The sequence below is a fragment of the Mesorhizobium sp. M0701 genome, from assembly GCF_040320365.1.
Lineage (GTDB): Bacteria > Pseudomonadota > Alphaproteobacteria > Rhizobiales > Rhizobiaceae > Mesorhizobium.
Genome location: NZ_JAMYPO010000004.1, coordinates 19,973 through 44,939, shown reverse-complemented (window position 1 = coordinate 44,939; position 24,967 = coordinate 19,973). Strand labels below are relative to the sequence as shown.

The 24,967-nt window shown below is 62.5% G+C and carries 20 protein-coding genes; 13 read left to right on the top strand and 7 right to left on the bottom strand.

Translation table 11 applies throughout. The features are described 5' to 3' along the window. The first annotated feature begins 138 nt into the window (after positions 1 to 138). Positions 139 to 534, top strand: a complete 396-nt coding sequence (locus tag NKI24_RS05575; protein ID WP_352452214.1) for a hypothetical protein — start codon at positions 139 to 141, stop codon at positions 532 to 534. Positions 535 to 548: 14 nt separating this feature from the next. Here the strand turns inward: NKI24_RS05575 and NKI24_RS05570 are convergent, their stop codons facing one another. Further along, entirely contained in the window at positions 549 to 1,322 is a 774-nt protein-coding gene (locus NKI24_RS05570; protein WP_352452213.1) for a gamma-glutamyl-gamma-aminobutyrate hydrolase family protein, read from the bottom strand. A 284-nt stretch (positions 1,323 to 1,606) separates the two neighbouring features. Here NKI24_RS05570 and NKI24_RS05565 point away from each other — a divergent pair, with 284 nt between their 5' ends. Then, positions 1,607 to 2,716 (top strand): TRAP transporter substrate-binding protein, encoded by a 1,110-nt coding sequence (locus NKI24_RS05565; protein WP_023676249.1) that lies wholly within the window; start codon positions 1,607 to 1,609, stop codon positions 2,714 to 2,716. Positions 2,717 to 2,781: 65 nt separating this feature from the next. Here NKI24_RS05565 and NKI24_RS05560 read toward each other — a convergent pair whose 3' ends face one another. From NKI24_RS05560 to NKI24_RS05545, 4 genes are all read right to left on the bottom strand, one after another. After that, entirely contained in the window at positions 2,782 to 3,804 is a 1,023-nt protein-coding gene (locus tag NKI24_RS05560) for a zinc-dependent alcohol dehydrogenase family protein (RefSeq protein ID WP_352452212.1), read from the bottom strand. A 16-nt stretch (positions 3,805 to 3,820) separates the two neighbouring features. After that, complete coding sequence (locus NKI24_RS05555; RefSeq protein WP_352743993.1) at positions 3,821 to 5,599, bottom strand: TRAP transporter large permease; 1,779 nt, start codon at positions 5,597 to 5,599, stop codon at positions 3,821 to 3,823. Continuing rightward, positions 5,599 to 6,183 (bottom strand): TRAP transporter small permease subunit, encoded by a 585-nt coding sequence (locus NKI24_RS05550; RefSeq protein WP_352452211.1) that lies wholly within the window; start codon positions 6,181 to 6,183, stop codon positions 5,599 to 5,601. The genes NKI24_RS05555 and NKI24_RS05550 overlap by 1 nt, the downstream gene beginning before the upstream one ends. Positions 6,184 to 6,387: 204 nt before the next feature. Beyond that, complete coding sequence (locus NKI24_RS05545) at positions 6,388 to 7,293, bottom strand: branched-chain amino acid ABC transporter permease (RefSeq protein WP_352743831.1); 906 nt, start codon at positions 7,291 to 7,293, stop codon at positions 6,388 to 6,390. 140 nt (positions 7,294 to 7,433) lie between these two features. On the opposite strand from NKI24_RS05545, the gene NKI24_RS05540 reads away from it, so the two are divergent. The 11 genes from NKI24_RS05540 to NKI24_RS05490 all read left to right on the top strand — a co-directional run bounded on the left by NKI24_RS05540 (position 7,434) and on the right by NKI24_RS05490 (position 21,139). Continuing rightward, positions 7,434 to 8,042 (top strand): CGNR zinc finger domain-containing protein, encoded by a 609-nt coding sequence (locus NKI24_RS05540; protein WP_352743829.1) that lies wholly within the window; start codon positions 7,434 to 7,436, stop codon positions 8,040 to 8,042. Then, complete coding sequence (locus NKI24_RS05535; protein ID WP_352743827.1) at positions 8,035 to 8,565, top strand: hypothetical protein; 531 nt, start codon at positions 8,035 to 8,037, stop codon at positions 8,563 to 8,565. The genes NKI24_RS05540 and NKI24_RS05535 overlap by 8 nt, the downstream gene beginning before the upstream one ends. A 225-nt stretch (positions 8,566 to 8,790) precedes the next feature. Further along, positions 8,791 to 12,270 carry an indolepyruvate ferredoxin oxidoreductase family protein gene (locus NKI24_RS05530; protein ID WP_352452208.1) on the top strand — a complete coding sequence of 1,160 codons (3,480 nt, stop codon included), beginning with the start codon at positions 8,791 to 8,793 and terminating at the stop codon, positions 12,268 to 12,270. A gap of 152 nt (positions 12,271 to 12,422) precedes the next feature. Next, a complete protein-coding gene (locus NKI24_RS05525; RefSeq protein WP_352452207.1) occupies positions 12,423 to 14,744 on the top strand; it encodes a putative bifunctional diguanylate cyclase/phosphodiesterase in 2,322 nt (773 codons plus the stop codon). Positions 14,745 to 14,894: 150 nt separating this feature from the next. After that, positions 14,895 to 15,677 (top strand): N-acyl amino acid synthase FeeM domain-containing protein, encoded by a 783-nt coding sequence (locus tag NKI24_RS05520; protein WP_023676258.1) that lies wholly within the window; start codon positions 14,895 to 14,897, stop codon positions 15,675 to 15,677. A 119-nt stretch (positions 15,678 to 15,796) separates the two neighbouring features. Next, positions 15,797 to 15,946 carry a DUF3096 domain-containing protein gene (locus tag NKI24_RS05515; RefSeq protein ID WP_013528205.1) on the top strand — a complete coding sequence of 50 codons (150 nt, stop codon included), beginning with the start codon at positions 15,797 to 15,799 and terminating at the stop codon, positions 15,944 to 15,946. Between the two features lie 173 nt (positions 15,947 to 16,119). Then, positions 16,120 to 16,344, top strand: coding sequence for an aa3-type cytochrome c oxidase subunit IV (locus NKI24_RS05510; RefSeq protein WP_352743824.1), 225 nt, complete (start codon positions 16,120 to 16,122; stop codon positions 16,342 to 16,344). 81 nt (positions 16,345 to 16,425) lie between these two features. Beyond that, positions 16,426 to 17,700 (top strand): Re/Si-specific NAD(P)(+) transhydrogenase subunit alpha, encoded by a 1,275-nt coding sequence (locus tag NKI24_RS05505; protein WP_352743822.1) that lies wholly within the window; start codon positions 16,426 to 16,428, stop codon positions 17,698 to 17,700. Beyond that, positions 17,700 to 18,122 carry an NAD(P) transhydrogenase subunit alpha part 2 gene (locus tag NKI24_RS05500; protein ID WP_036238371.1) on the top strand — a complete coding sequence of 141 codons (423 nt, stop codon included), beginning with the start codon at positions 17,700 to 17,702 and terminating at the stop codon, positions 18,120 to 18,122. Before NKI24_RS05505 ends, NKI24_RS05500 begins: the two co-directional genes overlap by 1 nt. A 6-nt stretch (positions 18,123 to 18,128) precedes the next feature. Further along, on the top strand, positions 18,129 to 19,526 hold the full coding sequence (locus tag NKI24_RS05495) for an NAD(P)(+) transhydrogenase (Re/Si-specific) subunit beta (protein WP_352452205.1): 1,398 nt from the start codon (positions 18,129 to 18,131) through the stop codon (positions 19,524 to 19,526). A 92-nt stretch (positions 19,527 to 19,618) separates the two neighbouring features. Beyond that, a complete protein-coding gene (locus NKI24_RS05490) occupies positions 19,619 to 21,139 on the top strand; it encodes a hypothetical protein (RefSeq protein WP_352743819.1) in 1,521 nt (506 codons plus the stop codon). 99 nt (positions 21,140 to 21,238) lie between these two features. On the opposite strand, the gene NKI24_RS05485 is transcribed toward NKI24_RS05490, so the two are convergent. Together NKI24_RS05485 and gyrB are read right to left on the bottom strand one after the other, a co-directional pair. Continuing rightward, positions 21,239 to 22,156: a hypothetical protein gene (locus NKI24_RS05485; protein ID WP_352743817.1), complete on the bottom strand. Its 918-nt coding sequence runs from the start codon at positions 22,154 to 22,156 to the stop codon at positions 21,239 to 21,241. 245 nt (positions 22,157 to 22,401) lie between these two features. After that, positions 22,402 to 24,873, bottom strand: a complete 2,472-nt coding sequence (gene gyrB, locus NKI24_RS05480) for a DNA topoisomerase (ATP-hydrolyzing) subunit B (RefSeq protein ID WP_352453677.1) — start codon at positions 24,871 to 24,873, stop codon at positions 22,402 to 22,404. Positions 24,874 to 24,967 lie beyond the last annotated feature (94 nt).

Sequence of the window (24,967 nt, the reverse complement as noted above, 5' to 3'; positions counted from 1 at the left end):
ATTAACTTCAGCTTAACCCTTCGGAATCATTCTGGTCCCTTCGCAGTGTATGTCCGCCTGACAGGACATGACAGCAAGATGAAGCGCGCCTCCCTGATCTCTTCGAACCGGCGCGCTTGAAATGCGCGGAGAACCAGGATGAAGACGCTTCCTGCATTGATGACAGTCGCTGTGCTGTTCGGCAGCGCCCAGCTGTTTTACGCCGGTAGCGGTGAAAGCCGTGCGGCCAGTGAGTCACCGCTTTCATCCGGCAACTACAGGCTGGTAGCCCATGGCAACGAGGGGTCTTGTGCGGTCAGCCGCGGCGCCGAGATTTCGCAAGGCCTGTCGCTGTTGACGATCGCAGCAAATTGCCGCCGGGTGTTGCCCGGCGTCGAGCAGGCGAAGTTCTGGCGAGAGCAGGATGATGGCACGGTCACCTTCAGCGCCAACGGCACCGATCCGATCGTCATGTTCTCAGTCGCCGACGGCGATGGTTACGAATCCTACGCGCCGGCGCTGCCGCTGCTGACGCTGGCGTCGGCCGGCAACTAGCGAGCGCGGCAGGACTATTCCGCGGCTGCGCGCGCACCCGATTTCGCCGCCTGATGCAGGCGCACCGCATCGCCGAATGCGCGAAATATCTTTACCGAGATACTGTCCGATTTGACCCAGTATTCGGGATGCCACTGGACGCCGACGGCGAAAGCCCGTGCATCGCGCACCGAAACCGCCTCGACAGTGCCGTCGGCGGCGACCGCTTCGACCTGCAGCTTTGGGCCAAGCCGGTCGATGGCCTGGCGATGCACCGAATTGACCATGATGTCGCCGGCGCCGAAGACCCCGGCCAGGCAGCTGCCGGGTTTTATCGCCACGCTCTGGCGGATGGCGAAGCGTTCGTCCTGATTGTCGCTTGCCGGCGCACGATGATCGAGCGAACCGGCGCGTTCCTGGATTTCGGTGGCCAGCGTGCCACCCAGCGCCACATTCATCTCCTGGATGCCGCGGCAGATGGCGAGCAATGGCACCCCGCGCTCCACCGCCCGGCGGATCAGCGGCAACGTCGTCGCGTCGCGGGCGGAGTCGTAAGGACCATTGGCTTCGCTGGCGTCACCGCCATAGAGCGAGGGATGAACGTTCGATTTGGAACCGGTGACCATGACGCCGTCGACGGCGGAAAGCAGTTCGTCGAAGTCGAGCCGGTCGCCGAAGGACGGTACCAGCAGCGGGAACACGCCTGCACCCGAAAGCGCCGCTTCGAGATATTGCTGTGGCGTGGCATGCCAGGTGTAGTTGTCGAACTGGCGGACGTCGGCCGATACGGCCACGAGCGGCTGGTGCATTTGGTCCGGATCCCATCGGGTGCAACGAATTATCTGCCTGCAAAATAGGCGATCCGAAGGCGCATTTCCATGGCAAGTTTCGGCGTGTCGCGTAGGCCAGTTAATCGACCTTAGACTATAGTTGCAAGATCTGCCCCAACGCCGTGAATTTCCCCGAAATGCGTCGCTCAAACCGGGCTGCCGTGCTGGACTCGACTCCTTGCCTGTGTATTGTCGGCTCGAAGCCGATCCGGGCGCCGAAGTGTCCCGAATGTCGGTCAGTGGATCCAAAAGGGAGGAACTTCATGGATCGTCGTTCGTTCATCCGCAAGGCCGGCACCGCCGGCGTTGGCGCTGCGGCCGCTGCCGCGACACTTGCCGCGCCGGCCATCGCCCAGTCCAATCCGAAAGTGACCTGGCGGCTGGCGTCGTCCTTCCCGAAGTCGCTCGATACGATCTATGGCGGTGCCGAAGTGTTTTCCAAGATGCTGTCGGAGGCGACCGACGGCAACTTCCAGGTCCAGGTCTTCGCCGCCGGCGAACTCGTTCCCGGCCTGCAGGCCGCCGATGCCACCACTGCCGGCACGGTCGAGGCCTGCCACACGGTGGCATACTATTACTGGGGCAAGGACCCGACTTGGGCGCTGGGAGCGGCGGTTCCGTTTTCGCTCAACGCGCGCGGCATAAACGCCTGGCACTATCATGGCGGCGGCATCGATCTGTTCAACGAGTTCCTGGCGACGCAGGGTCTGTTTGGGCTGCCGGGCGGCAATACCGGCGTGCAGATGGGCGGCTGGTTCCGCAAGGAGATCAAAACGGTCGCCGACCTTTCCGGCCTCAAGATGCGTATCGGTGGTTTTGCCGGCAAAGTGGTGCAAAGGCTCGGCGTGGTTCCTCAGCAGATCGCCGGTGGCGACATTTATCCGGCGCTGGAAAAAGGCACGATCGATGCCGCCGAATGGGTCGGCCCCTATGACGACGAGAAGCTCGGCTTCTACAAGGTTGCGCCCTATTACTACTATCCCGGCTGGTGGGAAGGTGGACCGACCGTCCATCTGATGTTCAACAAGGCGAAATACGACGAACTTTCGCCGGCTTACAAGTCGCTGGTGCATACTGCCGCTCAAGCGGCCGACGCCAACATGCTGCAGAAATACGACTATCTCAATCCGGCGGCGGTTAAGCGGCTGGTTGCCGGCGGTGCCAAGTTGAGCCCGTTCAGCCAGGAGATCATGGCCGCCTGTTTCGAAAAGGCCAACGAAGTCTATGCCGAGATGGAAGCCTCGAATGCGCCGTTCAAGAAGATCTGGGATTCGATCAAGGCGTTCCGCAAGGAGCATTATCTCTGGGCGCAGGTGGCCGAGTACAACTATGACACCTTCATGATGGTCCAGCAGCGCAATGCCAAGCTCTGATCCTGTTGCTTCGCGGCGCCAGTGTTCCTTTCGGAACACTGGCGCCGTAGCGCATTCATTTGCGATCAGCCGGGCACCACCACGACCTTGACCTCGCCTGGCGCCGGCGGGTTGGCAATGATCGCCACCGCCTCGTCGAGGCTGACTTGTCGTGATATCAGCCGATCTACTTCGATCGTCCCCGAGGCGATAAGATTGGCGGCCCGGCGATGGGTAAAGGGGTTGAGGAAGGAACCCAGGACCTTCAACTCACGGAACAGCAGATCGAACGGTTCGAACGCCACTTTCATGCCTTGCGGCATCACGCCGACGACGACGACGGTGCCGCCCGCTTTGGCCAGCCGCATCGCCTGCTCAACAGTGTCTTTCACGCCGGCGCATTCGAACACCACGTCGACGCCGCCCGGCATCAAACCCGACCGGCCGACGATCGCATCGATGACATCGAAGGCGCTGGGATCGAGCGTCGCCGTTGCGCCAAATTGCTCGGCAAGAGCCCGCCGCGAGGCCTGACGGGTCGACAAGATAATGGTCGTCGCACCGGCGAGCTTTGCCAGTTGAACGGTGAGCAGGCCGATCACGCCGCCGCCGAGCACCGCGACCGACGAGCCTGGTTTGATCGCGGCAAGGTCCACGCCATGCAGGCAGCAGCCGAGCGGCTCGCAGAAAGCACCATGCGTAGGCTTCAGATCGCCTGGCAAGACGAAGGCCTGTTTCTGTGGCAGGACAAGATATTCGGCAAAGCCGCCATCGCGATGGATACCGATGGCGCGTAGATTGCCGCAGAGATTGACCCGGCCGGCCTGACAATGCTCGCATCGGCCACAGGCAATGTTGGGATCGCCGGTGACGCGGTCGCCGACGGAAAAGCCGGATACGGCAGGTCCGACCGCCTCGACGATGCCGGAGAATTCATGCCCGAGCGTCACCGGCGGCGTGCACGGGAATTCACCATGGAAAAGATGCCTGTCGGTGCCGCAGACGCCGCACGCCTCGATGCGCACCAGCAGATCGTTCGGCCCGGCGGTCGGTTTCTCGACCTCGCACACGGCGAGGCTGCCCACTCGCTCCAACCGAACCGCCTTCATGGCTGCCGGGCCCTCCTCAGTTGAAACTCGGTGGTTGCGACAGATCGATTGCCGGCGCCGCCGGTTTCGCGGGCGGCTTTTCGTCGAAGCTCGGCGGCTGCGACAAATCCGGTGTGGAAGGTGAGGCCGGGGCAGTGCCGCCGTTGGCCGGCGGCGTGCCAAGCGGCGACAAGCCGATGCCAGGCGTTTCCGGCACCTGGTAGTTGATGGTGCCAGGATCGACGACAGTGCCTTTGTAGTGCATCACCATCTGCGGGAAGGCGATGGTCAGGCCGATCATGATCACCTGGATGCAGACGAAGGGCACTGCGCCCCAATAGATCTGCCCTGTGGTGACGGGCGCGATCTGCTTGCCGGTGAGTCGGTCGAGATAGGGCACGCGCGCGGCGACCGAGCGCAGATAAAACAGCGCGAAACCGAAGGGCGGATGCATGAAGGAGGTCTGCATGTTGACGCCCAAAAGCACGCCAAACCAGATCAGGTCGATGCCGAGTTTGTCAGCCGCTGGCGCCAAAAGCGGCACGATGATGAAGGCAAGCTCGAAAAAGTCGAGGAAGAAGGCGAGCACGAAGACGAGGATGTTGACGCCAATCAGGAAACCGACTTCACCGCCCGGCAGCGACGTCAACAGGTGCTCGACCCAGATGTGGCCATTGACGCCGTAGAAGGTCAGCGAGAACACCCGCGCGCCGATCAGGATGAACAGAACGAAGGACGACAGCCTGGTCGTCGAGGCCAGCGCCTGCTTGACCACGTCGAGCGACAGCCGCCCCTTCACCGCCGCCATTGCAAGCGCGCCGACGGCGCCCATGGCGCCGCCTTCCGTCGGCGTGGCGATGCCAAGGAAGATGGTGCCCAGCACCAGGAAGATCAGCGCCAGCGGCGGGATCAGCACGATGATCACCTGCTGTGCCAGTCTGGACATCAGGTTGATCTTCAGGCGCTGGTCGACGATCGCCACGACATAGATGAAGATGACGCCAGTAGTGGCGCCGAGGATATCGGCGTTGCCGCCATGGTTCGGTGCGAGGTAGCGATACGCCGCATAGGAAACAACCACCGCCGCCAGCAGCGCCGCCAGCAGCGACAGCACACCGTGGCCGAGCGTGCGGGCCTCAAGCGGCAGTGCCGGCATCGACTTCGGCCGAAAGATCGACATGAGCAGGATGTAGAGCATGTAGATGCCGGTCAAAATGAGCCCGGGGATCAGCGCCCCCTTGTACATATCGCCGACCGAGCGGCCGAGCTGGTCGGCCAGGACGATCAGCACCAGTGACGGCGGGATGATCTGGGCGAGCGTCCCGGACGCGGCAATAACGCCGGATGCCAGTCGCCGGTCGTAGCCGTAGCGCAGCATGATCGGCAGCGAAATCAGACCCATGGCAATGACGGAGGCCGCCACCACGCCGGTCGTCGCGGCGAGCAGCGCGCCGACGAAAATCACGGCATAGGCGAGGCCACCACGGACCGGTCCGAACAACTGGCCGATCGTGTCGAGCAGGTCTTCGGCCATGCCGGATCGTTCGAGCACGATGCCCATGAAGGTGAAGAACGGGATCGCCAGCAGCGTATCGTTCGACATCACCCGGCTGCCATAGAAATTATCCGGCAACGCGTGCAGCAACGGCCAGGCGAGATTGATCGAGCCGCCCGAATAGGGCGACAGAAGCACGCCGATGAAGAAGAACATCAGGCCGTTGGCGGCGAGCGAGAAGGCGACGGGGTAGCCGATCAGCAGGAAGACGACCAGCGAGGCGAACATGATCGGCGCCATGTTCTGGGCGATGAACTCGATCACGAGCGCACCTCTTCGGCGAGCGCCTTGGCTTCGAGTTCGGCCTGCTCATGCGCCGATATGAACGGAGTGGGATCGTCCATCTGACCGCGCATGATGGCGATTTTCTTGATGATTTCGGAAATGCCCTGCAGTGCGAGCAGAAAAAAGCCGACCAGCAGGATCGCCTTCGCCGGCCAGATGATCAGCCCGCCGGAATTGTTCGACATCTCGCCGCTGCGATACGACAGCGACACATAGGGAACGAAATAGACCACCATCAACGTCACGAACGGCATCAGGAAGAAGACGTGACCGAAAAGGTCGATCCAGTGCTGCACGCGGCGCGAGAACATGCCGTAGACGATATCGATGCGGATATGGTCGTTCTGCTTCAGCGTGTAGGCGGCGGCCAGCATGAAGGCGGCGCCGAACAGATACCATTGCAATTCCAGCCAGGCGTTCGAGGACATGTCGAACACCTTGCGGATGACGGCGTTTGCGGCGCTTACCAGGATCGCCAGCAGGATCAGCCACGAAACCCATTTGCCGATGAATTCGTTCAAACGGTCAATGGTTCTGGAAAGAGCGAGAAGCCCTGCCATGCATTCCTCCCTTGTGTCAGAGCGCGGCGGTTCCCTGTCCGTCGCGTCGCTGTGGACCAACGGTATGCAGTGCGTGGTCCGGCGGGTCAACACGGGACACCCCGCATAAACACAGTTGTGAGATGACGGGCGGCAAAATGCTGCCGCGTCCTTTGCATGTCCAAGGACATGCGGCGCTTTCATCCAAGCAAAGTCGGGTGCGGCTCAGGCGATCTTCTGTTGGTCGCGGCCGGCGCCGATCAGCACAAGCATGGCGACGAGGAACAGGTACATCCAGCCGTCCCGCCATTCGAGCGGGAAATAGCCGGCCCATAGCGATTCGGCCATGCCGAAAGCGGCGGCACCCAGTGCCGCCCGGAAAGGCGAGAGATAGCCGCCCACTGCGGTCACGAACAGGATCTTCAACCCGTAGACCAACCCTGTGCCGAAGCTGATGTTACCGTAGTAGAAGGCGGCGAGCACGCCGGCCAGTGCCGCGCAAAGGCCGCCGAAAAGCACCGCGTGCCGAAACACCGCACGAACATCGACGCCGCACATCGCAGCCGCCTTGGGATCGTCGGATACGGCGCGCCAGCTCCGGCCGAAGTTCGAATATGCGAAGCCCCAGGCAGCCAGCGCTATGGCCGCCAGTACGGCGGCGCAATCGAGCAATTGGATCAGCGTCAACGTCGCCTTGAAGCTGGCATTCTGCGCGAAGACGATGGTCTGGGCCAGCATTGGCGGCAACCATAGGTCATGGGTATCGGCGGCGATGCGGCTGGCTTCCGACAAGACCAGCAATATGCCGAGCGTCGTCACCACGATGGCGTTGGGCGAGCGGTCGGCCAGCGGTTCGAAGATACTTCGCGACAGGACATGGCTGAGCAGCGCCGCATAAAGGAATGCCGCAGCTACGCCGAGCGCGACCGATGCAAACAGCGTCAACCACAGCGCCTGATAGCCGAACGCCGCAGTGAGGATCATCGTATGCCCGCAAAAGGCGAACAGCGCGCCATAGGCAAGATTGGTGCGGTGCAGGATGCCGTTGGTCAGCACGTAGCCGAAGGCAAGCAATGCGTAGAGCGCGCCCGAATGCAGCCCGTTCAGAACCTGCTGGAAGAAATAGAGCATGCAAGACCCTCGATGCATGCCCCGCAATCGGTGCGGGGGTTTGGGACGAACGACATTCTCAGTACGGCGATCGCCTCACTGACGAGCGTTGCACCCGGAATCTAACTTGTCAAACGCGATTTATCGGTTAGATTCTCCATATGACAGTATCCTGGACTCCGCACCGCTTCACCGGTGGCATGCTGGCGCTCGACACGGCGAACACCGTCGTTTTGCGGAACGATCCGGAGGAAACTTTCGACCGTTTCGACGATCCGGCCGAGATCGCCCGCTTTGCCGAAGCCGCGAGTGGCTTTCGCGCCGCCGAGCTCGGCGGCAGGCGGCTCGTAGCGCCGGCGCCTGAAAAGATCGCACCGCTGGTGCTGTCGATTCGCGAGACGACCGATCGGCTGTTTCGCGGCGCGGTATCGAACGGTGCGATCGACACCGCCGACATGCCTGAATTCCTGGAAGCCTGCGCCGATGGCCTCGCCCATGGCCACACCGAAATCGGCATGCCCGAGAAACCGTTCGGCGACCCGGCAACGCCTATCGCCTTCGAGGCGGCGCTTGCGGTCTCGGCGCTGTCGCTGCTGCGCAGTGACACCATCGCCAGGCTGAGGATATGTCCGAACTGCAGCTGGCTGTTTGTCGACCGAAGCCGCAATTCCAGCCGCCTCTGGTGCGACATGGCGGTGTGCGGCAACCGCCAGAAGGCAAACCGATACTATCGCCGCCGGACCGCGGCCAGGGAGGTCACCAATGTCTAAGAAATGTTCGCGCGCGATGATTGTCGTCGCGGCGTTGTTCGCGGCGGCCGCGCTCGGCGCCTGCCGTGATTCCGGCAAGGACCAGCTGTTCGCCATTTCCGGGAAGCTGTTCGAGTTCAACTACCGGCTGGGTATCGCCACCTATGTCATCACCCTCAATCCGCTGCGGCCGGTGGGTGAGGGGCAGGTCGCTGTGGTCTCCTTCCAGAACCCGGCCGGTGGTGATCCGATCATCGTCACCCAGAAAATATGGCCGAAGCTGCCGCATGTGACGCTTACCAGCCCGCCGCTTACCTGCGTTGTCAAGGACAAGCCCTATGCGGTGTCGATCCGCATCGAGGATTCCAGCGGCAAGTTGCTGCAGAGTTTCGCGACCACTCTGACGTCCTCGCTCGACCAGTCGGTCCTGCCCGACCGGCCTCTGGTGGTCGGGCCAGTCTACGAGCTCAACAAGGACTTGGCCGGCCATGTCGACGGCAAGCTGCCCGGTGAACCGAAGCCCAGTTGCCCAAAGGCTGCATGATGCATCACCAGCGGCACTGAGCGCCGCCGGAATTTTTCATGCTCGGCCATCCTCCCCGACAGGCGTTTCGTGGCGCCACACGGCCGCGCACGGATCGTTTGTTGCGGACCGCCTGGCACCTTCGATTTTGTTTGACCTCCCCGGCAAGGGAAGAAAGACTGTGGGCACTCGACTCCGACGTTGGCCGCGCACCTCCAGGCGCGGCCTCCGCACAGGAAATGCCTGATGACGCTGCACAATGTCGCGCTCGACGACAAGTTCGACCTGGCAAAGGAGCGGATCTTCCTGTCGGGTGCCCAGGCAGTCATCCGCATGCTTCTGATGCAGCGCGAGCGCGACCGCCGGGCTGGCCTGAACACCGCCGGTTTCGTCTCCGGCTATCGCGGCTCGCCGCTCGGCGGCCTCGACATGCAGCTGTGGAAGGCCAGGAACCAGCTCGCGCAGTCGGACATCGTCTTCCAGCCCGGTCTCAACGAGGAGCTTGCCGCCACCGCCTGCTGGGGCTCGCAGCAGGCCGAATTGCTGGGCGAGGGTACCCATGACGGCGTTTTTTCGGTCTGGTATGGCAAGGGTCCGGGCGTCGACCGCTCCGGCGACGTGTTCCGCCACGCCAATCTCGCCGGGTCGTCAAAACATGGCGGCGTGCTGGCTCTGATGGGTGACGACCACATGGCCGAATCCTCGACCAACGCGCATGCCACCGAGTTCCTGTTCGTCGACACCATGGTGCCGATCCTTAATCCGGCCGGCGTCCAGGAGATCATCGACTACGGCCTCTACGGCTTTGCCATGTCGCGTTTTGCCGGCACCTGGGCGGCGATCAAATGCGTCAAGGACAACATCGAATCGACAGCCTCTGTCGGTGCCGCGCTCGACCGGCTAGATATCGTCATCCCGGACTTCGACATGCCGCCCGGCGGCCTCAACATCCGTAACGAGATCGACATGCTCGGCCAGGAGGAGCGGTTGCATGAATACAAGCGCGCCGCCGCTTCAGCGTTCATCCACGCCAATGGGCTGAATCGGATCGTCTATTCGGGCGGCACCAGCGCCAGGCTTGGCATCGTCACCATCGGCAAGAGTTATCTCGATGTTCGCCAGGCGCTGGAGGATATCGGCGTCGACGAAGCGGCCGCCAGTCGTATCGGTATCAGGCTGTTCAAGGTCGGTTGCCCGTGGCCGCTCGACCTGCAACACATCGCTGACTTTGCTCGCGGCCTCGATACCATCGTCGTCGTCGAGGAGAAACGCTCGCTGATCGAGGTGCAACTGCGCGAGAACCTTTACGGCACCGCGACGCAGCCGGTCATCGTCGGCAAGAAGGACGAGCGCGGCGACTGGCTGTTCCCGGCCAAGGGCGCGCTCGACCCCAACGATATTGCCATCGCGCTCGGCGAGAGGATTTTGCGAACGATCGGCCCGTCGGAAGAAATCGCCGCGCGGGTGGCGAAGTTGCGCCAGTTCCAGGCGATGCTGGCCGACACGTCAGACATCGCCTCGCGCACGCCCTTCTTCTGCTCCGGCTGCCCACACAATTCCTCGACCAAGGTGCCGGACGGCTCGCTCGCCGCCGCCGGAATCGGCTGTCATTTCATGGCGCTGTGGATGGACCGCAACACCGTCGGCTTCACCGCCATGGGCGGCGAGGGCGCGCAGTGGGTCGGCCAGGCGCCGTTCTCGAAGCGCGAGCACATCTTCCAGAATCTGGGCGATGGCACTTACAACCACTCGGGTGTGCTGGCGATCCGCTTCGCGCTGTCGACCGACGCCAACATCACCTACAAGATCCTCTACAATGACGCCGTCGCGATGACCGGCGGGCAGCCGCACGAGGGCGGCCTGACGGTGGACATGATCGCAAGACAGGTGCGCGCCGAGGGCGTGGAGCGCATCGCCATCGTCACTGACGAGCCGGACAAATATACCGGCAAGGTGGAATTTCCCGCCGGCGCCACCATCCATCACCGCGACGACCTCGATCTCGTCCAGCGCGAGTTGCGTTCGGTCAAAGGCGTCTCGGTGCTGCTCTACGACCAGACCTGCGCCGCCGAGAAGCGTCGCCGCCGCAAGCGCGGCACGTTCCCCGATCCGGACAAGCGTATCTTCATCAACGAACTGGTCTGCGAAGGCTGCGGCGATTGCGGCGTGCAGTCGAATTGCGTCTCGATCCAGCCGGTCGAGACCGAATTCGGCCGCAAGCGCAAGATCGACCAGTCGAGTTGCAACAAGGACTTCTCTTGCGCCAACGGCTTCTGCCCCTCCTTCGTCACCGTTCATGGCGCCAAAATCAGGAAAGCCGAAGGCATAGCCGGCGCGGCCGACCCGCTCGCGGGGGTGCCGGCGCCGGCGCAATTTACGCTCGGTGAACAAGGCTGGGCGGCGATCATCGACGGTGTCGGCGGCACCGGCGTCGTCACAATAGGCGCGGTGCTCGGCATGGCCGCGCACCTGGAAGGCAAGGGCTGCGGCATGATCGACATGGCCGGCCTCGCCCAGAAGGGCGGCTCGGTGTTCACCCATGTCCGCATCGCCCGCACGCCGGACGACATCCACGCCATTCGGGTATCGGCCGGCAAGGCCGATCTCGTGCTCGGCTGCGATCTCGTCGTTTCGGGTGCCAAGAAGGTGTTGGCCGCGGTGCGCGAAGGCCATACCATCTTCCTCGCCAACACTGCCGAGATCATGCCGGGCGAGTTCGCCCGTTCGGCCGATTTCTCGCTGCCCGTCGAGCGGCTGAAGAAAGCGATAAGAACGGCCGCGGGCGACGACAGGACGCATTTCTTCGACGCTACCCGCACCGCCACTGCGCTGTTCGGCAGCTCGCTTGGTGCCAACATGTTCATGCTCGGATTCGCCTTCCAGCATGGCGGCTTGCCGCTGTCGGCGGAGGCGGTCGAGAAGGCGATCGAGCTCAACGGCGAGGCGGTAGCGATGAATGTCGCGGCATTTCGCTGGGGCCGCCGCGCCGCCCACCAGCCGGATTTCGTCCGCAGCCTTCTCGCCCAGCCGGGCAAGGCCACGCAGCATGCCGCCATTGCCGAGACGCTGGACGATATCATTGCTCGCCGCGTCGCCTTCCTGACCGCCTACCAGAACGCCGCCTATGGCAAGCGCTATGCCGACAGACTGGCGGCGCTGCGCAAGGCCGAAACCAATGCTGTGCCCGGGTCGACCGTGGTGACCGAGGCTGCCGCAAAGAACCTGTTCAAGCTGATGGCGATCAAGGACGAATACGAGGTGGCGCGGCTTTATACGGACGGCTCCTTTGCCGCAGAGCTCGCAAAGCAGTTCCAGAGCTACGGCAAGCTTGAATTCCATCTCGCACCGCCGATCATGGGCAGGCGCGGCAGTGACGGGAAGCCGAAGAAATCGAGCTTTGGCCCGTGGATGATGAACGGGTTCCGCCTGCTGGCGGCGATGAAGGGCCTGCGCGGCACCGCTTTCGACCTGTTCGGCTACAGCGCCGAGAGGCGTATGGAGCGGCAGCTTCTTGCCCTCTATGAAGCCGACCTGGAACTTGTCGCCGGCGCGCTGGCGCCGGGCAAGATCGAGGTTGCTGCCGCGCTTGTTTCGGTACCGGCGCTCATCCGCGGCTTTGGCTACGTCAAGCAGGCCAGTGCCGAAAAAGCCGCCGGCGAACGCCAGCGACTGCTCGACCGCCTCTCAACGGCGCCGCTGCGGCCGCAACTTCAAGCCGCCGAATAATTCAGCGCTGTGATACGCCTTGTTTACCTGAACTGTAGTTTCCCTGCTTCCGCTGCGTCACCGATGAATGCCAATAGAGCCCGAACCGCTGCTCTAAACCTTTCTTAAGGCCAATGTGACACTGCTGGGTTCCCCAGGGTTGGGATCCAGGCGTGAATCTGAGACGAAAAAACGAGATTCCGGTCGACGTTTACATTCCGTTCGTGGAAACGCTGTTTCGCGACGGGTTCACGCTGTCGATCGGCCTTGTTGCGCAGACACTCCTCGTCATTCTGGTCTATTGGAAGACCATGGACTTGGCGTATCTTCTAGTTGCCGCTGGGCTCATCATTGTCGGTACCCTGCGCCTTCGCAACATCCGAAAATACGGGCGACTTCCTTCCCCGACGACGTGGGAAGAAGCCCATGATCGCGAAAACGATTACATAATTTTTGGTTCGATGCATGGTTTCATGCTTGGCGCGTTCTGTTTCGTCAGTATCTATCTGGCAAATGACAGCCACGACAACTATGCCGAAATAGCCTCTGTCTGCGTCACTCTGGCATCGGTCACGTCGATTGCCGGCCGCAATTATGGGTCGCCGCGCATGGTCATGATTTTTATCATAACCACTACATGGCCCATATCGCTTGGCTTTATCCTGCGCGGCGATATCTACCACATCATCCTCGGTCTGATGTCGGCCCCTTTTCTGTTTGCGATCAAGCGGTTCGCCGACATCGTCCGCGAAGTCCTGTTTACCGCCCTGTCGGAGGAAAAGAAGGCGAACCGCATCGCGCAGCGTTTCAACCGCGCGCTCAACACCATGTCGCATGGCCTTGTCATGCTTGGTCCCGACGGCCGGGTGGCGGTGGCCAATGCCGAAGCCGCGCACCTGATGTCGCTCAAATCGGCCGATGCGCTGCTAGGCCGCTCGATCCATGGTCTGCTGATGCGCGGCGCTGCAGGCGGCATGCTGGCGCCGAAAGATTGCCGTTACATCGAAGCCCAGCTGACGCGTGCGTTGCGCGAGGGCCGCGACCGCAAGGTCCTGGTCTCGCTCACCAACGGCCAGCACTATGAATTTTCGGCGCGCGAAGGCAGCCAGGAACTGGGCGTCGTCACTTTCGAGGATGTGACCGCCCGGGTCGAGGCGGAAGACAAGATCCGCTTCATGGCGCGCTACGACAGTCTCACCGGCCTGCCCAACCGCGCCTACTTCCACGAGTTGGTGGTGGAAGCCATGGCCTCAGGGGATCCCGAGCGTCTCTGCGGGCTGGTGGTGCTCGATCTCGACGATTTCAAGAGCGTCAACGACACGCTCGGCCATCCGGTCGGCGACGGATTGATCTACGCCGTTGCCGAGCGGCTGGCGGCAGTCGCTGGGCCAGGCATCACCGTCAGCCGCTTCGGCGGCGACGAGTTCATGATCTTCTTCGAGCGCATCGAGGATGAAAGCCACTTGACCGGCCAGGTTGATGAGATCTTTGTCAATCTACAGGGCGAGGTCGATGTCGCCGGCCACGGATTACGCATCCAGGCCAGCGGCGGCGCGGTGCTGTCGCGGGTCAAGGATACCGACGTTGACGCCATGATCGTCAAAGCCGACCTTGCACTCTACAAGGCCAAGGAGCTTGGCAAGAACGGTTGGCGGCTGTTCGAGGCCTCCATGGATGCTGCCTTCCGCAGCCGTCAGCTGATGAAGGCGGACCTGCGCAGCGCCGTGGAAAACAACGAATTGCGGGTGGTCTATCAGCCGATCGTGGCGATGAGCACGATGCGTATCGCCAGTTGCGAAGCGCTGTGCCGCTGGGATCATCCCGATCTCGGGCCGATTTCCCCCGGTATCTTTATTCCGCTGGCGGAGGAAATGGGGATTATTTCCGACATCAGCACCTTCGTCCTGCATGCGGCCTGCACGGAATGCGCCAAATGGCCGGCCCAGACCAGCGTGTCGGTCAATCTCTCGGCCAAGGATTTCCGCAACCGTGATGTCATCCAGAAGGTTCGCGACGCGCTGGCTGAATCCGGTCTCTCCGCCGGACGTCTGGAGATCGAAGTCACCGAGACGGCGCTGCTCGACGACAAGTCGCTGACACGCCAATATATCGAGGAGTTGAAGCGGCTCGGCGTGCGCATTGCGCTCGACGATTTCGGTACCGGGTATTCGAGCCTCAGCTATCTCCACAAACTGCCGCTCGACAAAATCAAGATCGACCGCTCGTTCCTGATGGATGTCACTCAGAACAGCCGGTCGCTCGAATTGCTCAAGGGCATCGTCAACCTGTCACGGCCGCTGGGACTTTCGGTTACCGTCGAAGGTGTCGAGACCTTCGAACAGCTCAAGATCCTGGCATTGCAGGTCAAGCCGGACCTGGTCCAGGGCTTTCTGTTCGGGTCGGCACTCAGCGCGTCCGGCATCGAGACGATGTCGAGCACCGTCTGGCCCTTCGCCAAGGACATCCAGACGGCAAGGAAGGCGCCGCGGCGCTGACTTCGCGCTGAAAAACCGCGTATTTTAGTATAATTTTATTAATTATTAACCTTAACGAGCGGTAAACGAGATCCTACTTATTTTCATCTTTACATCTCATGACCCGTCCGTAGTGTCGGCTGGTGGCGGTAATCGCGGGGAATAGAGTTCATGTGTGCCCAGTTGAGTTCGCTCGGCCATGCGGCGGGCGCTGGTGGGAAAGATGCGTCCGAGACCATGTCCAGCTTCGCGCAACATGTTTATGCGCTGCTTGACCGGACGGAGTACCGACGCTGTGAAAGCGGCGAGGACTTCGAAAGCATTTACAGGCTGCGCTACAATTCCTATCGGATGAACGATCTGGTGCCCGAGAATGCGTCCCGTCAGGTCCATGACGAGTTTGACGAACTGCCCAATTGCCATACGTTCGGAATCTACATCGAGGGGCGGCTGGTCAGCACAATGCGCCTGCATAACGTGTCTGCTGATAACGCCACATCACCAGCGCTCAGCGTCTACAAGGACTTGTTGATGCCGCGTCTGGCGGCCGGCGAAGTCTTTATCGACCCGAGCCGTTTTGCCGTGGACGCCGAATGGTCACGGCTTTACCCGCAGATCCCGTATGTGACGCTGCGCCTTGCGGGCATGGCTTGCTTCCATTTCGGCGCGCCTTATTGCATATCCATGATCCGCGAGGACCATGCGGCTTTCTACAAGCGCATCTATCGGGCGCGACCGATTGGCGATGCGCGGCCCTATGCCGGCGTGATCAACTGTTTCGCGCTGCTTTATCAAGCCGATGTCCTGGCGATCAAGAATGAAACCTACGCTCGCTTTCCGTTCTTCCGTTCGACGCCAATGGAGCAGCGCATGTTGTTCGATACGCCCGGTGCCGGCGAACTCGCCCCGCTGACCATCCTGCCCACCGCCAAGTATTTTCGCGAAGCCGCCTGAACGAGCCCATGGAGCCTTCCGGTCGCTTCGGCGTTCTGGGCAAGGGTGCTGGTAGTAGGTCGGCACGGCCGGCATCCGCCAAGCATCGCTTCGATAGCGATCCGATCAAAGGAACCGATATGACCATTTCCACGCTCGCCCTTACCCCGCTTATCTCGCTGATTGCAGGCGTGCTGATCCTGGTGATGCCGCGGCTGCTCAATTATATCGTCGCCCTTTATCTGATCGTTGTCGGCCTGCTCGGTCTGTTCCCGCATCTCGCCGGCTAACGACATCGGCAATAGCGGACCTGCCATCCATTGTGATTGGTATCGCCGCGCTTCGCGCAGCGATTTCAAGTTTTGCTTGAGATTGTTGGCTGCGGCGATGCGGCAATAGCGCCATTGCCCTTAACGCGGCTTTTCGCTATGTGCCTGAAAGATGTCTTCGAAGGGGTATTCCAATGGCTGAACACACGCCGACCGGTCCTGTCGAACTAGGCGCGAAGATGGACTATGCCGAGCACGACCGCACCTATGCCGGCTTTGTGATGCTGGCCAAATATGGGTCGCTATTTTGCGCCGCCGTGCTTCTTGCCATGGCGTTCGGCTTCTTTGTGGGCGGCTTCTTCTCGGGGACTATCCTGTTCGTGCTGATCCTGGCCATCGGCGCCTTTTTTCTCCGATAACTCCTCCAACCTTTGTCGAAGGCGCCGCCGGGGTCGGTCGGTGTCTTGCGGTAACAGGGTTCCGGCCGAAAGGATCATGCGGTGGGACAGACGGTTTTCATCCCTCGTGAGCTCGACGCAAACGAGCCGCGCGTCGGGGCCTCCCCCGACACGGTGAAGCGGCTGGCGGCACTGGGTTTCGACGTGATTGTCGAAACCGGCGCCGGCACTGCGTCGCGCATTCCCGACGAGGAGTTCGCCCGGGTGGGCGCCGCGATCGGCAAGGCCGGCGATGCAGCCAGGGCCGATGTCGTGCTGAAGGTGCGCCGGCCCATGGACGCCGAGCTGAAGGGCTACAAGTCCGGCGCCGCTGTCATCGCGATCATGGATCCCTACGGCAACGACGCTGCCGTCGCTGCCCTTGCCAAGGCCGGTGTTACTGCCTTCTCCATGGAGTTCATGCCGCGCATCACCCGCGCCCAGTCGATGGACGTTCTATCCAGCCAGGCCAACCTCGCCGGCTATCAGGCGGTGATCGACGCGGCTGCCGAATATGACCGAGCGTTACCGATGATGATGACGGCGGCCGGCACCGTACCGGCAGCGAAGGCGTTCGTCATGGGCGTCGGCGTCGCCGGTCTGCAGGCCATCGCCACCGCGCGCCGCCTCGGCGCCGTGGTCACCGCCACCGACGTGCGCCCGGCCGCCAAGGAGCAGGTCGCCTCGCTCGGCGCAAAATTCCTGGCCGTCGAGGACGAGGAGTTCAAGGCGGCCGAGACGGCCGGCGGCTACGCCAAGGAAATGTCGAAGGAATACCAGGCCAAGCAGGCGGCGCTGACCGCCGAGCACATCGCCAAGCAGGACATCGTCATCACCACCGCGCTGATCCCCGGCCGTCCGGCGCCGAAGCTGGTCTCGGCAGCAATGGTCGCCTCGATGAAACGCGGCTCTGTGATCGTCGACCTCGCGGTCGAGCGCGGCGGCAATGTCGAGGGCGCCGAAGCCGGCAAGGTGGTGACCACGGCCAACGGGGTAAAGATCGTCGGCCATCTCAACGTTCCCGGTCGCGTCGCCGCCTCGGCCTCGCTTCTCTATGCCAGGAACCTCTATGCCTTCCTCGAGACGCTGGTCGACAAGGCGGCGAAGACGCTTGCCATCAACCACGACGACGAACTGGTCAAGGCGACGATGCTGACCGATGCTGGCAAGATCGTGCATCCGGCTTTCGCAAAGGCTGAGCAGGAGCCGCCAAAGGGCCAATATGTCGAGCCACCGGCCATTCCGGCCAGGACGATGGTTGCCGAGGCTTCGGCGAAGCCGGCTGCGAAGAAAACGGCCGCTTCGAGGAAGCCCAAGACCACCGGAGGGATCGCGTGATGGATCAGACTCTGCAGAAAGCCCTCGACCAGCTCGACCAGGCGACAGCTGCCGTGCGGCTCGCGGTGCAGAACCTGGCGGCCGCGCCCGGCACCGAGGCGGCGGGTGACGCCGCTCACGCGCTGTCCGGCGGTGCCATCGATCCCTTCGTCTTTCGCTTCGCCATCTTTGTCCTGGCGATCTTCGTCGGCTACTACGTCGTGTGGTCCGTCACGCCGGCACTGCACACGCCGCTGATGGCGGTTACCAACGCCATTTCCTCGGTCATCGTCGTCGGCGCGCTGCTGGCCGTCGGCATCTCGGCCTCAGGGCTTGCCACCGGCTTCGGCTTCGTTGCGCTGATGCTGGTATCGGTCAACATCTTCGGCGGCTTCCTCGTCACCCAGCGCATGCTGGCCATGTACAAGAAGAAGGAAAAGTAGGCCGCTATGAACGCCAACTTCGCCTCCTTTCTCTATCTGGTCTCCGGCATCCTGTTCATCCTGGCATTGCGCGGCCTGTCGCATCCGACCACCAGTCGCCAGGGCAACATGTACGGCATGATCGGCATGGGCATCGCCATCGCCACGACGCTGTCGCTGGCGACCCCTTCGGCCGGGCGCTTCGGCCTCATAGTGCTCGGGCTGCTGATAGGCGGCTCGGCCGGTGCGGTCACGGCACGGCGCATTGCCATGACCTCGATGCCGCAGCTGGTCGCCGCCTTCCACTCGCTGGTCGGTCTTGCCGCGGTCATGGTGGCGGCCGCCGCCATCTATGCACCGGAAAGCTTCGGCATCGGCACCGTCGCCGATATTCATGCCCAGGCACTGATCGAGATGAGCCTCGGCGTTGCCATAGGTGCCATCACCTTCACCGGCTCGGTCATCGCCTTTTTGAAGCTCGACGGCCGCATGTCGGGCAAGCCGATCATGATCGGTGGCCGCCACTTCATCAACGCGGCCCTGGGCATTGCGCTGATCGTGCTGATCGTGCTGCTCGTCACCGCCGAGTCCAAGGTGGTGTTCTGGCTGATCGTTGCCGCCTCGCTGGTGCTGGGTGTGCTTCTCATCATCCCGATTGGTGGCGCCGATATGCCGGTGGTCGTGTCGATGCTGAATTCCTATTCGGGCTGGGCCGCGGCCGCTCTGGGCTTCACGCTCGGCAATCTGGCGCTGATCATCACCGGCGCGCTGGTCGGCTCGTCGGGCGCCATCCTGTCTTACATCATGTGCAAAGGCATGAACCGGAGCTTCATCTCGGTCATCCTCGGCGGCTTCGGCGGCGAGACATCAGCCATTGCCAATGACGGCATCGAGCGCACGGTCAAGCAGGGCTCGGCCGAGGATGCCGCCTATCTGATGATGAATGCGCAAAAGGTCATCATCGTGCCGGGCTACGGCATGGCCGTCGCCCAGGCGCAGCACGCGCTGCGCGAGATGGCCGACAAGCTCAAGGCCAACGGCGTCGACGTCAAATACGCCATCCACCCGGTTGCCGGCCGCATGCCCGGCCACATGAACGTGCTCTTGGCCGAAGCCAATGTGCCTTATGACGAAGTGTTCGAGCTGGAGGACATCAACTCTGAGTTCGCGCAGGCCGACGTCGCCTATGTCATCGGGGCCAATGACGTCACCAATCCCTCGGCTCGTGACGACAAGTCCTCACCTATCTACGGCATGCCAATCCTCGACGTCGACAAGGCGCGCACTTGCTTGTTCGTCAAGCGCTCGCTCGGCTCCGGCTATGCCGGCATCGACAACACGCTGTTCTACAAGGACGGCACCATGATGCTGCTCGGCGACGCCAAGAAGATGACCGAGGAGATCGTCAAAGCGATGGATCACTGAAACGGCGTCGCTGCCAACTCACTGCCGATCGTCGAATACAGCCCGGCTCCGCGCCGGGCTTTTTCTTGGCTGTTACCGGTTCTGAAGCTACGATGCCGACCCGTCGTCTTGCTAACGGCGTCATCGTGGAGGTGCTGGTGCCCGACCCTGGTTCTGCTGCATCGCCGGCCGCCGATCTGACCGCAGCAGAGAAGGCGCCACGCAAGCGCAGCCAGGCGGTAGTGGTCGTGCACGGCATGGGCGAGCAGCGGCCCATGGATACGTTAAGGGAGTTTGTCCAGGCCGTATGGAGCCACGATCCTGCCCGTGCACCGTTCTATGCCCATGTCCCCGATCCGCCCGACCCGATGGGTGCGAAGATCAACCAGAGCTGGATCACGCCCGACAGCCGGACCAATTCGCACGAACTCCGCCGGATCACCACGCCCTATGATGTCGATGGCCGCCGCACCGATTTCTATGAGCTTTACTGGGCCGACATCACCCAGGGCACGACCCGAAGCCGCCTTGCTGCCTGGGTGACGACCCTGCTCTGGCGCAAGCCGGCCGATATTCCGCGCGATGTGCTCAAACTCTATGTCGTCACGCTTTTGGCCACCATCGTCGTCCTTGGCGCGGCGCTGGCGCTCGCAACGTCGACCTGGCAAGGCTACATCTCCTGGACGACCGGTGTGCTTGTCACGGTTCTGGCGTCGTTCGTCATCTGGTCGGTGGACCAGTTTGGCTTGCCTTATTTCGGCGACGTTGCCGCCTATGTGCGGGCCGAAGCGGCAACGGTCGAGAAGCGGGCGCTGGTCCGCGAGCGTGGCCTCAAGCTGCTGAAGCGTCTCATGATGGACGATGCCTATGACCGCATCGTGCTGGTCTCGCACAGCCTCGGGTCGATCATCGCCTATGATCTGTTGCAGATATTGTGGGCCGATTTCAGGCCTAGAAAGTTGGAAGCCATTCGCGACAAAGCGAGGCTGAAGGCGATCCACGTCGTCGACAAGGCGACGCTGGCCGCCGATGCCTCCGCTTGGCCCGACAGCCTCGATGACCTCCCCGCATTCCGGCGCAGCCAATGGGAGCTCTACCGGCAGCTTCGCGTCGGCGACGCCGATCATCCGCTGCCGTGGAAGATCAGCGATTTCGTCACGCTCGGCAGTCCGCTGACCCACAGCGAGTTTCTGGTGACCTACAACCTCGCCGAATTCAGGCGCGGCATCGCCGAGCGCCTGTTTTCGGCATGCCCGCCGATCGCCGACAGGGCGGCGGGCGGGACCATGCTCTACCAGGAAGGGCGCAGCCATTCCGGCAAGCCGCAGCGGGCGGTGCATCATGGCGCGGTGTTTGCCGCGACGCGCTGGACCAATATTTTCGACAGGGGCAATGGCTGGCTGACCGGCGACCCGATTTCAGGGCGGATGACGGAAAATTTTGGTCCCGGCGTGGAAAACATCCAGGTCGAGCTGCGCGGCTCGGGCGGCCGCGTCTTCACGCACAGGCTCTACTGGTCGCTGACGGCGAGCGGCGTCGAGGTCAACGCGCCGGCCGGCGTACAACCGCGCTCGCACCTTGCCGTGCTGCGCGATGCGGTCGATCTCGGCCGCAAACTGGAAGCTGAGCTGTAGGCGGCGAGCAGCGCACGACAATGCCGCGGCGGCAGTTCAAAGCAAGGTCCCCTTCGGACGCAATCTTCCCGAAGCGGACCGAGTTCGCTTAGTCACCGATCAACGATTGGTCAGGAAAATCGCTTCCTCGTCGTCGCGCTGCCTGCCGCCAAGTGCTGCAGCCGCGCTGGCAATGAAGGCCCCGACGACCAGCGACAGCGCGCCAATCAGCGAGAAGGTGGCGCCTGCCTTTCTGGCGGTGTCGGCCGCCTGCTGGGCCTTGACCTTGGCGTCCTGCGCTCTGGCGATTACCGCATCGACGCGAGCGGTGGCATCCGCTTCGGACAGGCCTGTGCGGGCGGCCACCAGCCGCGACAGATAGGTCTTGTCGTCGGCCGATATTTCGCCTGCTGCGGCACTCGCGATTAGAATGCGCGATGCCTGCGCCGTTGCCGCAGCGTCGCTCTCCGGATTGGCGGCAGCGAGCCTTGCCGGATCGGCCGGGCGGAACAGCGTATCGACGAAATACGATGTGGCGTTGTCTGTCGAGGCGCTACCCGCGTTTGCAGCAGCACCTGCCGAAGCGCCAATTGCCGCGCCCGATGCCACAGTCGAAGCAGCCTGGACACCGGTACCTATCGCGGCCGAAAGCGCCGTGCCGAGCACGCCGGCGACGAGCAGCGTCGCCAGCGCCCAGGCCAGGAAGCCGTGAGCGGTATCGCGGAAGAAGACTTCATCGGTGTGGATGCCGACCCATTTGGTGCGCAGGCGTCCGGCGAGGTAGCCGCCCAGGGCCGACGACAGCCACTGCACGACGATCAGCCAGACGGCGGTGGAAACGGCGAAAGTCGTGACTGACGCACCCGAGCCGGACCATGGCGACACCATGCTCAGCCCAAGCCCGGAGCCGAGCAGCATCAAGATGAAGGTAAGCGTTGACGCAGCAAAGGCGCCGGCGACGATTGGCCCCCAACTGACAGCAGTGGAAGCGGATTCCGTCGGGGCGGAAACGTCGACAGCTGTTACGGTGGACTGCATCGAAGCCTCCCTACCGTGCGAACAGCATGATCAGAATAATGATCGGAATTGGGACTCCGAGAAGCCAGAGCAAAATGCCACGTCCCATGGATGCCTCCTGCGGCGATTGTGATCAACTACAATGCCTTGAAAGCCTTTCCGTTCCGGCGGTCCTGGTGATCTTTGTTGCGTTGCAGCAGTCGTATTGGTGCGCCAAGGCGCACCAATACACTTCATGCCTGCTGGCTGGGTATCTGGATGGCGGCTCAGATGTCCAGATTGGCAACCGACAGCGCGTTTTCCTGGATGAATTCGCGCCTTGGCTCGACCTCGTCGCCCATCAGCCGTGAAAACAAGCTGTCCGCATCAGTCGCGTCATTGACCTTGACCTGTAACAGCGAGCGCACATTCGGGTCGAGCGTCGTTTCCCAGAGCTGCTCGGCGTTCATTTCGCCAAGGCCCTTGTAGCGCTGCATGGTCAGGCCCTTGCGGCCGGTGGCAAACACGGCATTGAGCAGTGCCAGCGGCCCCGAAATGGTTTCCGAGACATCCTTGCGGCGCAGCACCGGCGGCTCGCCGTAGATTTCCGCCAGGCGCGGCGCATAGCGGTCGAGCTGGCGTGCGTCGGCGGAATTGATCAGCGCCAGGTCGAGATGCGCGAACTCCTTGACGCTGCGCACCGTTCGCTCGAAGACATAGCCGCCAATGCCCTCGTTCGAGGTCGACATGCGGCCGATCCAGCCGCGCTCGGTGTCCTCGGCGATAATGTCGAGACGACGGGCAACACGCTCGGCCGTCTCGTTGGCGCGGCGGAGGTCGGTGAATATCTCCGGGTTGAGCGCGCCGGCAATCGCTGCCTGCTCGACCACGCCTCTGTTATAGCGCGTGTGCAATCCGTTGATGAGCTGGCGGACAGCCAAGGCGTCGTCGATGGCACTGCGCAGGTCCTGCCCGGCCCGCACCTCGCCTGTGCTGAGCGCAAGCGACGCTTCTTCCAGCCCGGAGCCGATCAGGAATTCCTCGAAGGCGGCTTCGTCCTTGATGTATTGCGAGCTCTTCCCGCGCGTCACCTTGTAGAGCGGCGGCTGCGCGATGTAGAGATGACCGCGTTCGATCAGTTCCGGCATCTGGCGGAAGAAGAAGGTCAGCAGCAAGGTGCGGATGTGGGCGCCGTCGACATCGGCGTCGGTCATCAGGATGATCTTGTGGTAGCGCAGCTTGTCGGCGTTGAACTCGTCCTTGCCGATCGAGGTGCCGAGCGCGGTGATCAGCGTGCCGATCATGTCGGAGCCGAGCATGCGGTCGAAGCGGGCGCGCTCGACATTGAGGATCTTGCCGCGCAGCGGAAGAATGGCCTGGTTCTGGCGCGAACGGCCGCCCTTGGCCGAGCCGCCGGCGCTGTCGCCCTCGACGATAAAGATCTCGGATTTCGCCGGATCGCGCTCCTGGCAATCGGCCAGCTTGCCGGGCAGCGAGGTAACGCCGAGCGAACTCTTGCGGGTGATGTCGCGTGCCTTGCGCGCGGCTTCGCGCGCGGCAGCGGCCTGGATGACCTTCTCGATGACCGCCTTGCCCTCGGTCGGGTGCTCCTCGAGCCAGGTGCCGAGCGCTTCGTTGACAAGCCCTTCGACCACCGGGCGGACCTCGGACGACACCAGCTTGTCCTTGGTCTGCGAGGAGAATTTCGGGTCGGGAACCTTGACCGACAGCACCGCGGTCAGCCCTTCGCGGCAATCATCGCCGATTAGCGCCACTTTTTCCTTCTTGGTCAGGCCCGAGGAGTCGCCATAGCCGGTTATCTGGCGCGTCAGCGCGCCGCGGAAGCCTGCCAGATGCGTGCCGCCGTCGCGTTGCGGGATGTTGTTGGTGAAGGCCAGCACGTTCTCGTGGTAGCTGTCGTTCCACCACATGGCGACTTCGACCGTGATGCCGTCGCGCTCGGCGCGGATCGAAATCGGCTTGTCGAGCAACGGCTTCTTCGTCCGGTCGAGATATCGGACGAACTCTTCCAGCCCGCCATCGTAGTGCAGTTCATGGCGCACGATGTCGGCATGGCGGGCATCGGTCAAAACGATGCGCACGCCGGAGTTCAGGAAGGCGAGCTCGCGCAGCCGATGCTCCAGCGTACCATAGTCGAATTCGACCATGGTGAAAGTCTCGGACGACGGCAAAAACGTGATTTCGCTGCCGCTGCGCCCTTCATAGGTGCCGGGGACCTTGTCTTGTTCATAACTGCCGGTGATGCGCAGCGGCGCGTCGGCATTGCCATGCGTGAAGCTCATCTCGTAGATCTGGCCGTTGCGGCGGATCTTCAGTTTCAGCCAGGCCGACAGGGCGTTGACGACCGACACGCCGACGCCGTGCAGGCCGCCTGACACCTTGTAGGAGTTCTGGTCGAACTTGCCGCCGGCATGCAGCTGCGTCATGATCACTTCGGCCGCCGAAATGCCTTCGCCGGTGTGGATATCGGTCGGGATGCCGCGGCCATTGTCGATGACCGTCACCGATCCGTCCGGATTGAGCGTCACCGTCACCAGGTCGGCATGGCCGGCCAGTGCTTCGTCGATGGCGTTGTCGACGACTTCATAGACCATGTGGTGCAGGCCCGAGCCGTCGTCGGTATCGCCGATATACATGCCCGGCCGCTTGCGAACGGCATCCAAGCCCTTCAAAACCTTGATGGAATCGGCGCCGTATTCGGCTTCAACGCCGTTGGCGATGTCGGTCTGGTCGCTCATGAAAACCTGTCTGATTGATGCCGTGTGCAGAGCGCGAAAAATCGGCTTCGAATCGCGCATTTCTAATGTCGTAGATATAGGCGCAAAAGGCGGT

What these genes read in the sequence shown, in the direction of transcription:
- NKI24_RS05545 (WP_352743831.1), bottom strand. Translation starts at nt 7,293, where the DNA reads ATGCTCTATTTCTTCCAGCAGGTTCTGAACGGGCTGCATTCGGGCGCG.
- NKI24_RS05570 (WP_352452213.1), bottom strand. Translation starts at nt 1,322, where the DNA reads ATGCACCAGCCGCTCGTGGCCGTATCGGCCGACGTCCGCCAGTTCGAC.
- NKI24_RS05550 (WP_352452211.1), bottom strand. Translation starts at nt 6,183, where the DNA reads ATGGCAGGGCTTCTCGCTCTTTCCAGAACCATTGACCGTTTGAACGAA.
- NKI24_RS05575 (WP_352452214.1), top strand. Translation starts at nt 139, where the DNA reads ATGAAGACGCTTCCTGCATTGATGACAGTCGCTGTGCTGTTCGGCAGC.
- NKI24_RS05540 (WP_352743829.1), top strand. Translation starts at nt 7,434, where the DNA reads ATGACAGTATCCTGGACTCCGCACCGCTTCACCGGTGGCATGCTGGCG.
- NKI24_RS05535 (WP_352743827.1), top strand. Translation starts at nt 8,035, where the DNA reads ATGTCTAAGAAATGTTCGCGCGCGATGATTGTCGTCGCGGCGTTGTTC.
- NKI24_RS05510 (WP_352743824.1), top strand. Translation starts at nt 16,120, where the DNA reads ATGGCTGAACACACGCCGACCGGTCCTGTCGAACTAGGCGCGAAGATG.
- NKI24_RS05565 (WP_023676249.1), top strand. Translation starts at nt 1,607, where the DNA reads ATGGATCGTCGTTCGTTCATCCGCAAGGCCGGCACCGCCGGCGTTGGC.
- gyrB (WP_352453677.1), bottom strand. Translation starts at nt 24,873, where the DNA reads ATGAGCGACCAGACCGACATCGCCAACGGCGTTGAAGCCGAATACGGC.
- NKI24_RS05500 (WP_036238371.1), top strand. Translation starts at nt 17,700, where the DNA reads ATGGATCAGACTCTGCAGAAAGCCCTCGACCAGCTCGACCAGGCGACA.
- NKI24_RS05520 (WP_023676258.1), top strand. Translation starts at nt 14,895, where the DNA reads ATGTGTGCCCAGTTGAGTTCGCTCGGCCATGCGGCGGGCGCTGGTGGG.
- NKI24_RS05490 (WP_352743819.1), top strand. Translation starts at nt 19,619, where the DNA reads ATGCCGACCCGTCGTCTTGCTAACGGCGTCATCGTGGAGGTGCTGGTG.
- NKI24_RS05495 (WP_352452205.1), top strand. Translation starts at nt 18,129, where the DNA reads ATGAACGCCAACTTCGCCTCCTTTCTCTATCTGGTCTCCGGCATCCTG.
- NKI24_RS05485 (WP_352743817.1), bottom strand. Translation starts at nt 22,156, where the DNA reads ATGCAGTCCACCGTAACAGCTGTCGACGTTTCCGCCCCGACGGAATCC.
- NKI24_RS05530 (WP_352452208.1), top strand. Translation starts at nt 8,791, where the DNA reads ATGACGCTGCACAATGTCGCGCTCGACGACAAGTTCGACCTGGCAAAG.
- NKI24_RS05515 (WP_013528205.1), top strand. Translation starts at nt 15,797, where the DNA reads ATGACCATTTCCACGCTCGCCCTTACCCCGCTTATCTCGCTGATTGCA.
- NKI24_RS05560 (WP_352452212.1), bottom strand. Translation starts at nt 3,804, where the DNA reads ATGAAGGCGGTTCGGTTGGAGCGAGTGGGCAGCCTCGCCGTGTGCGAG.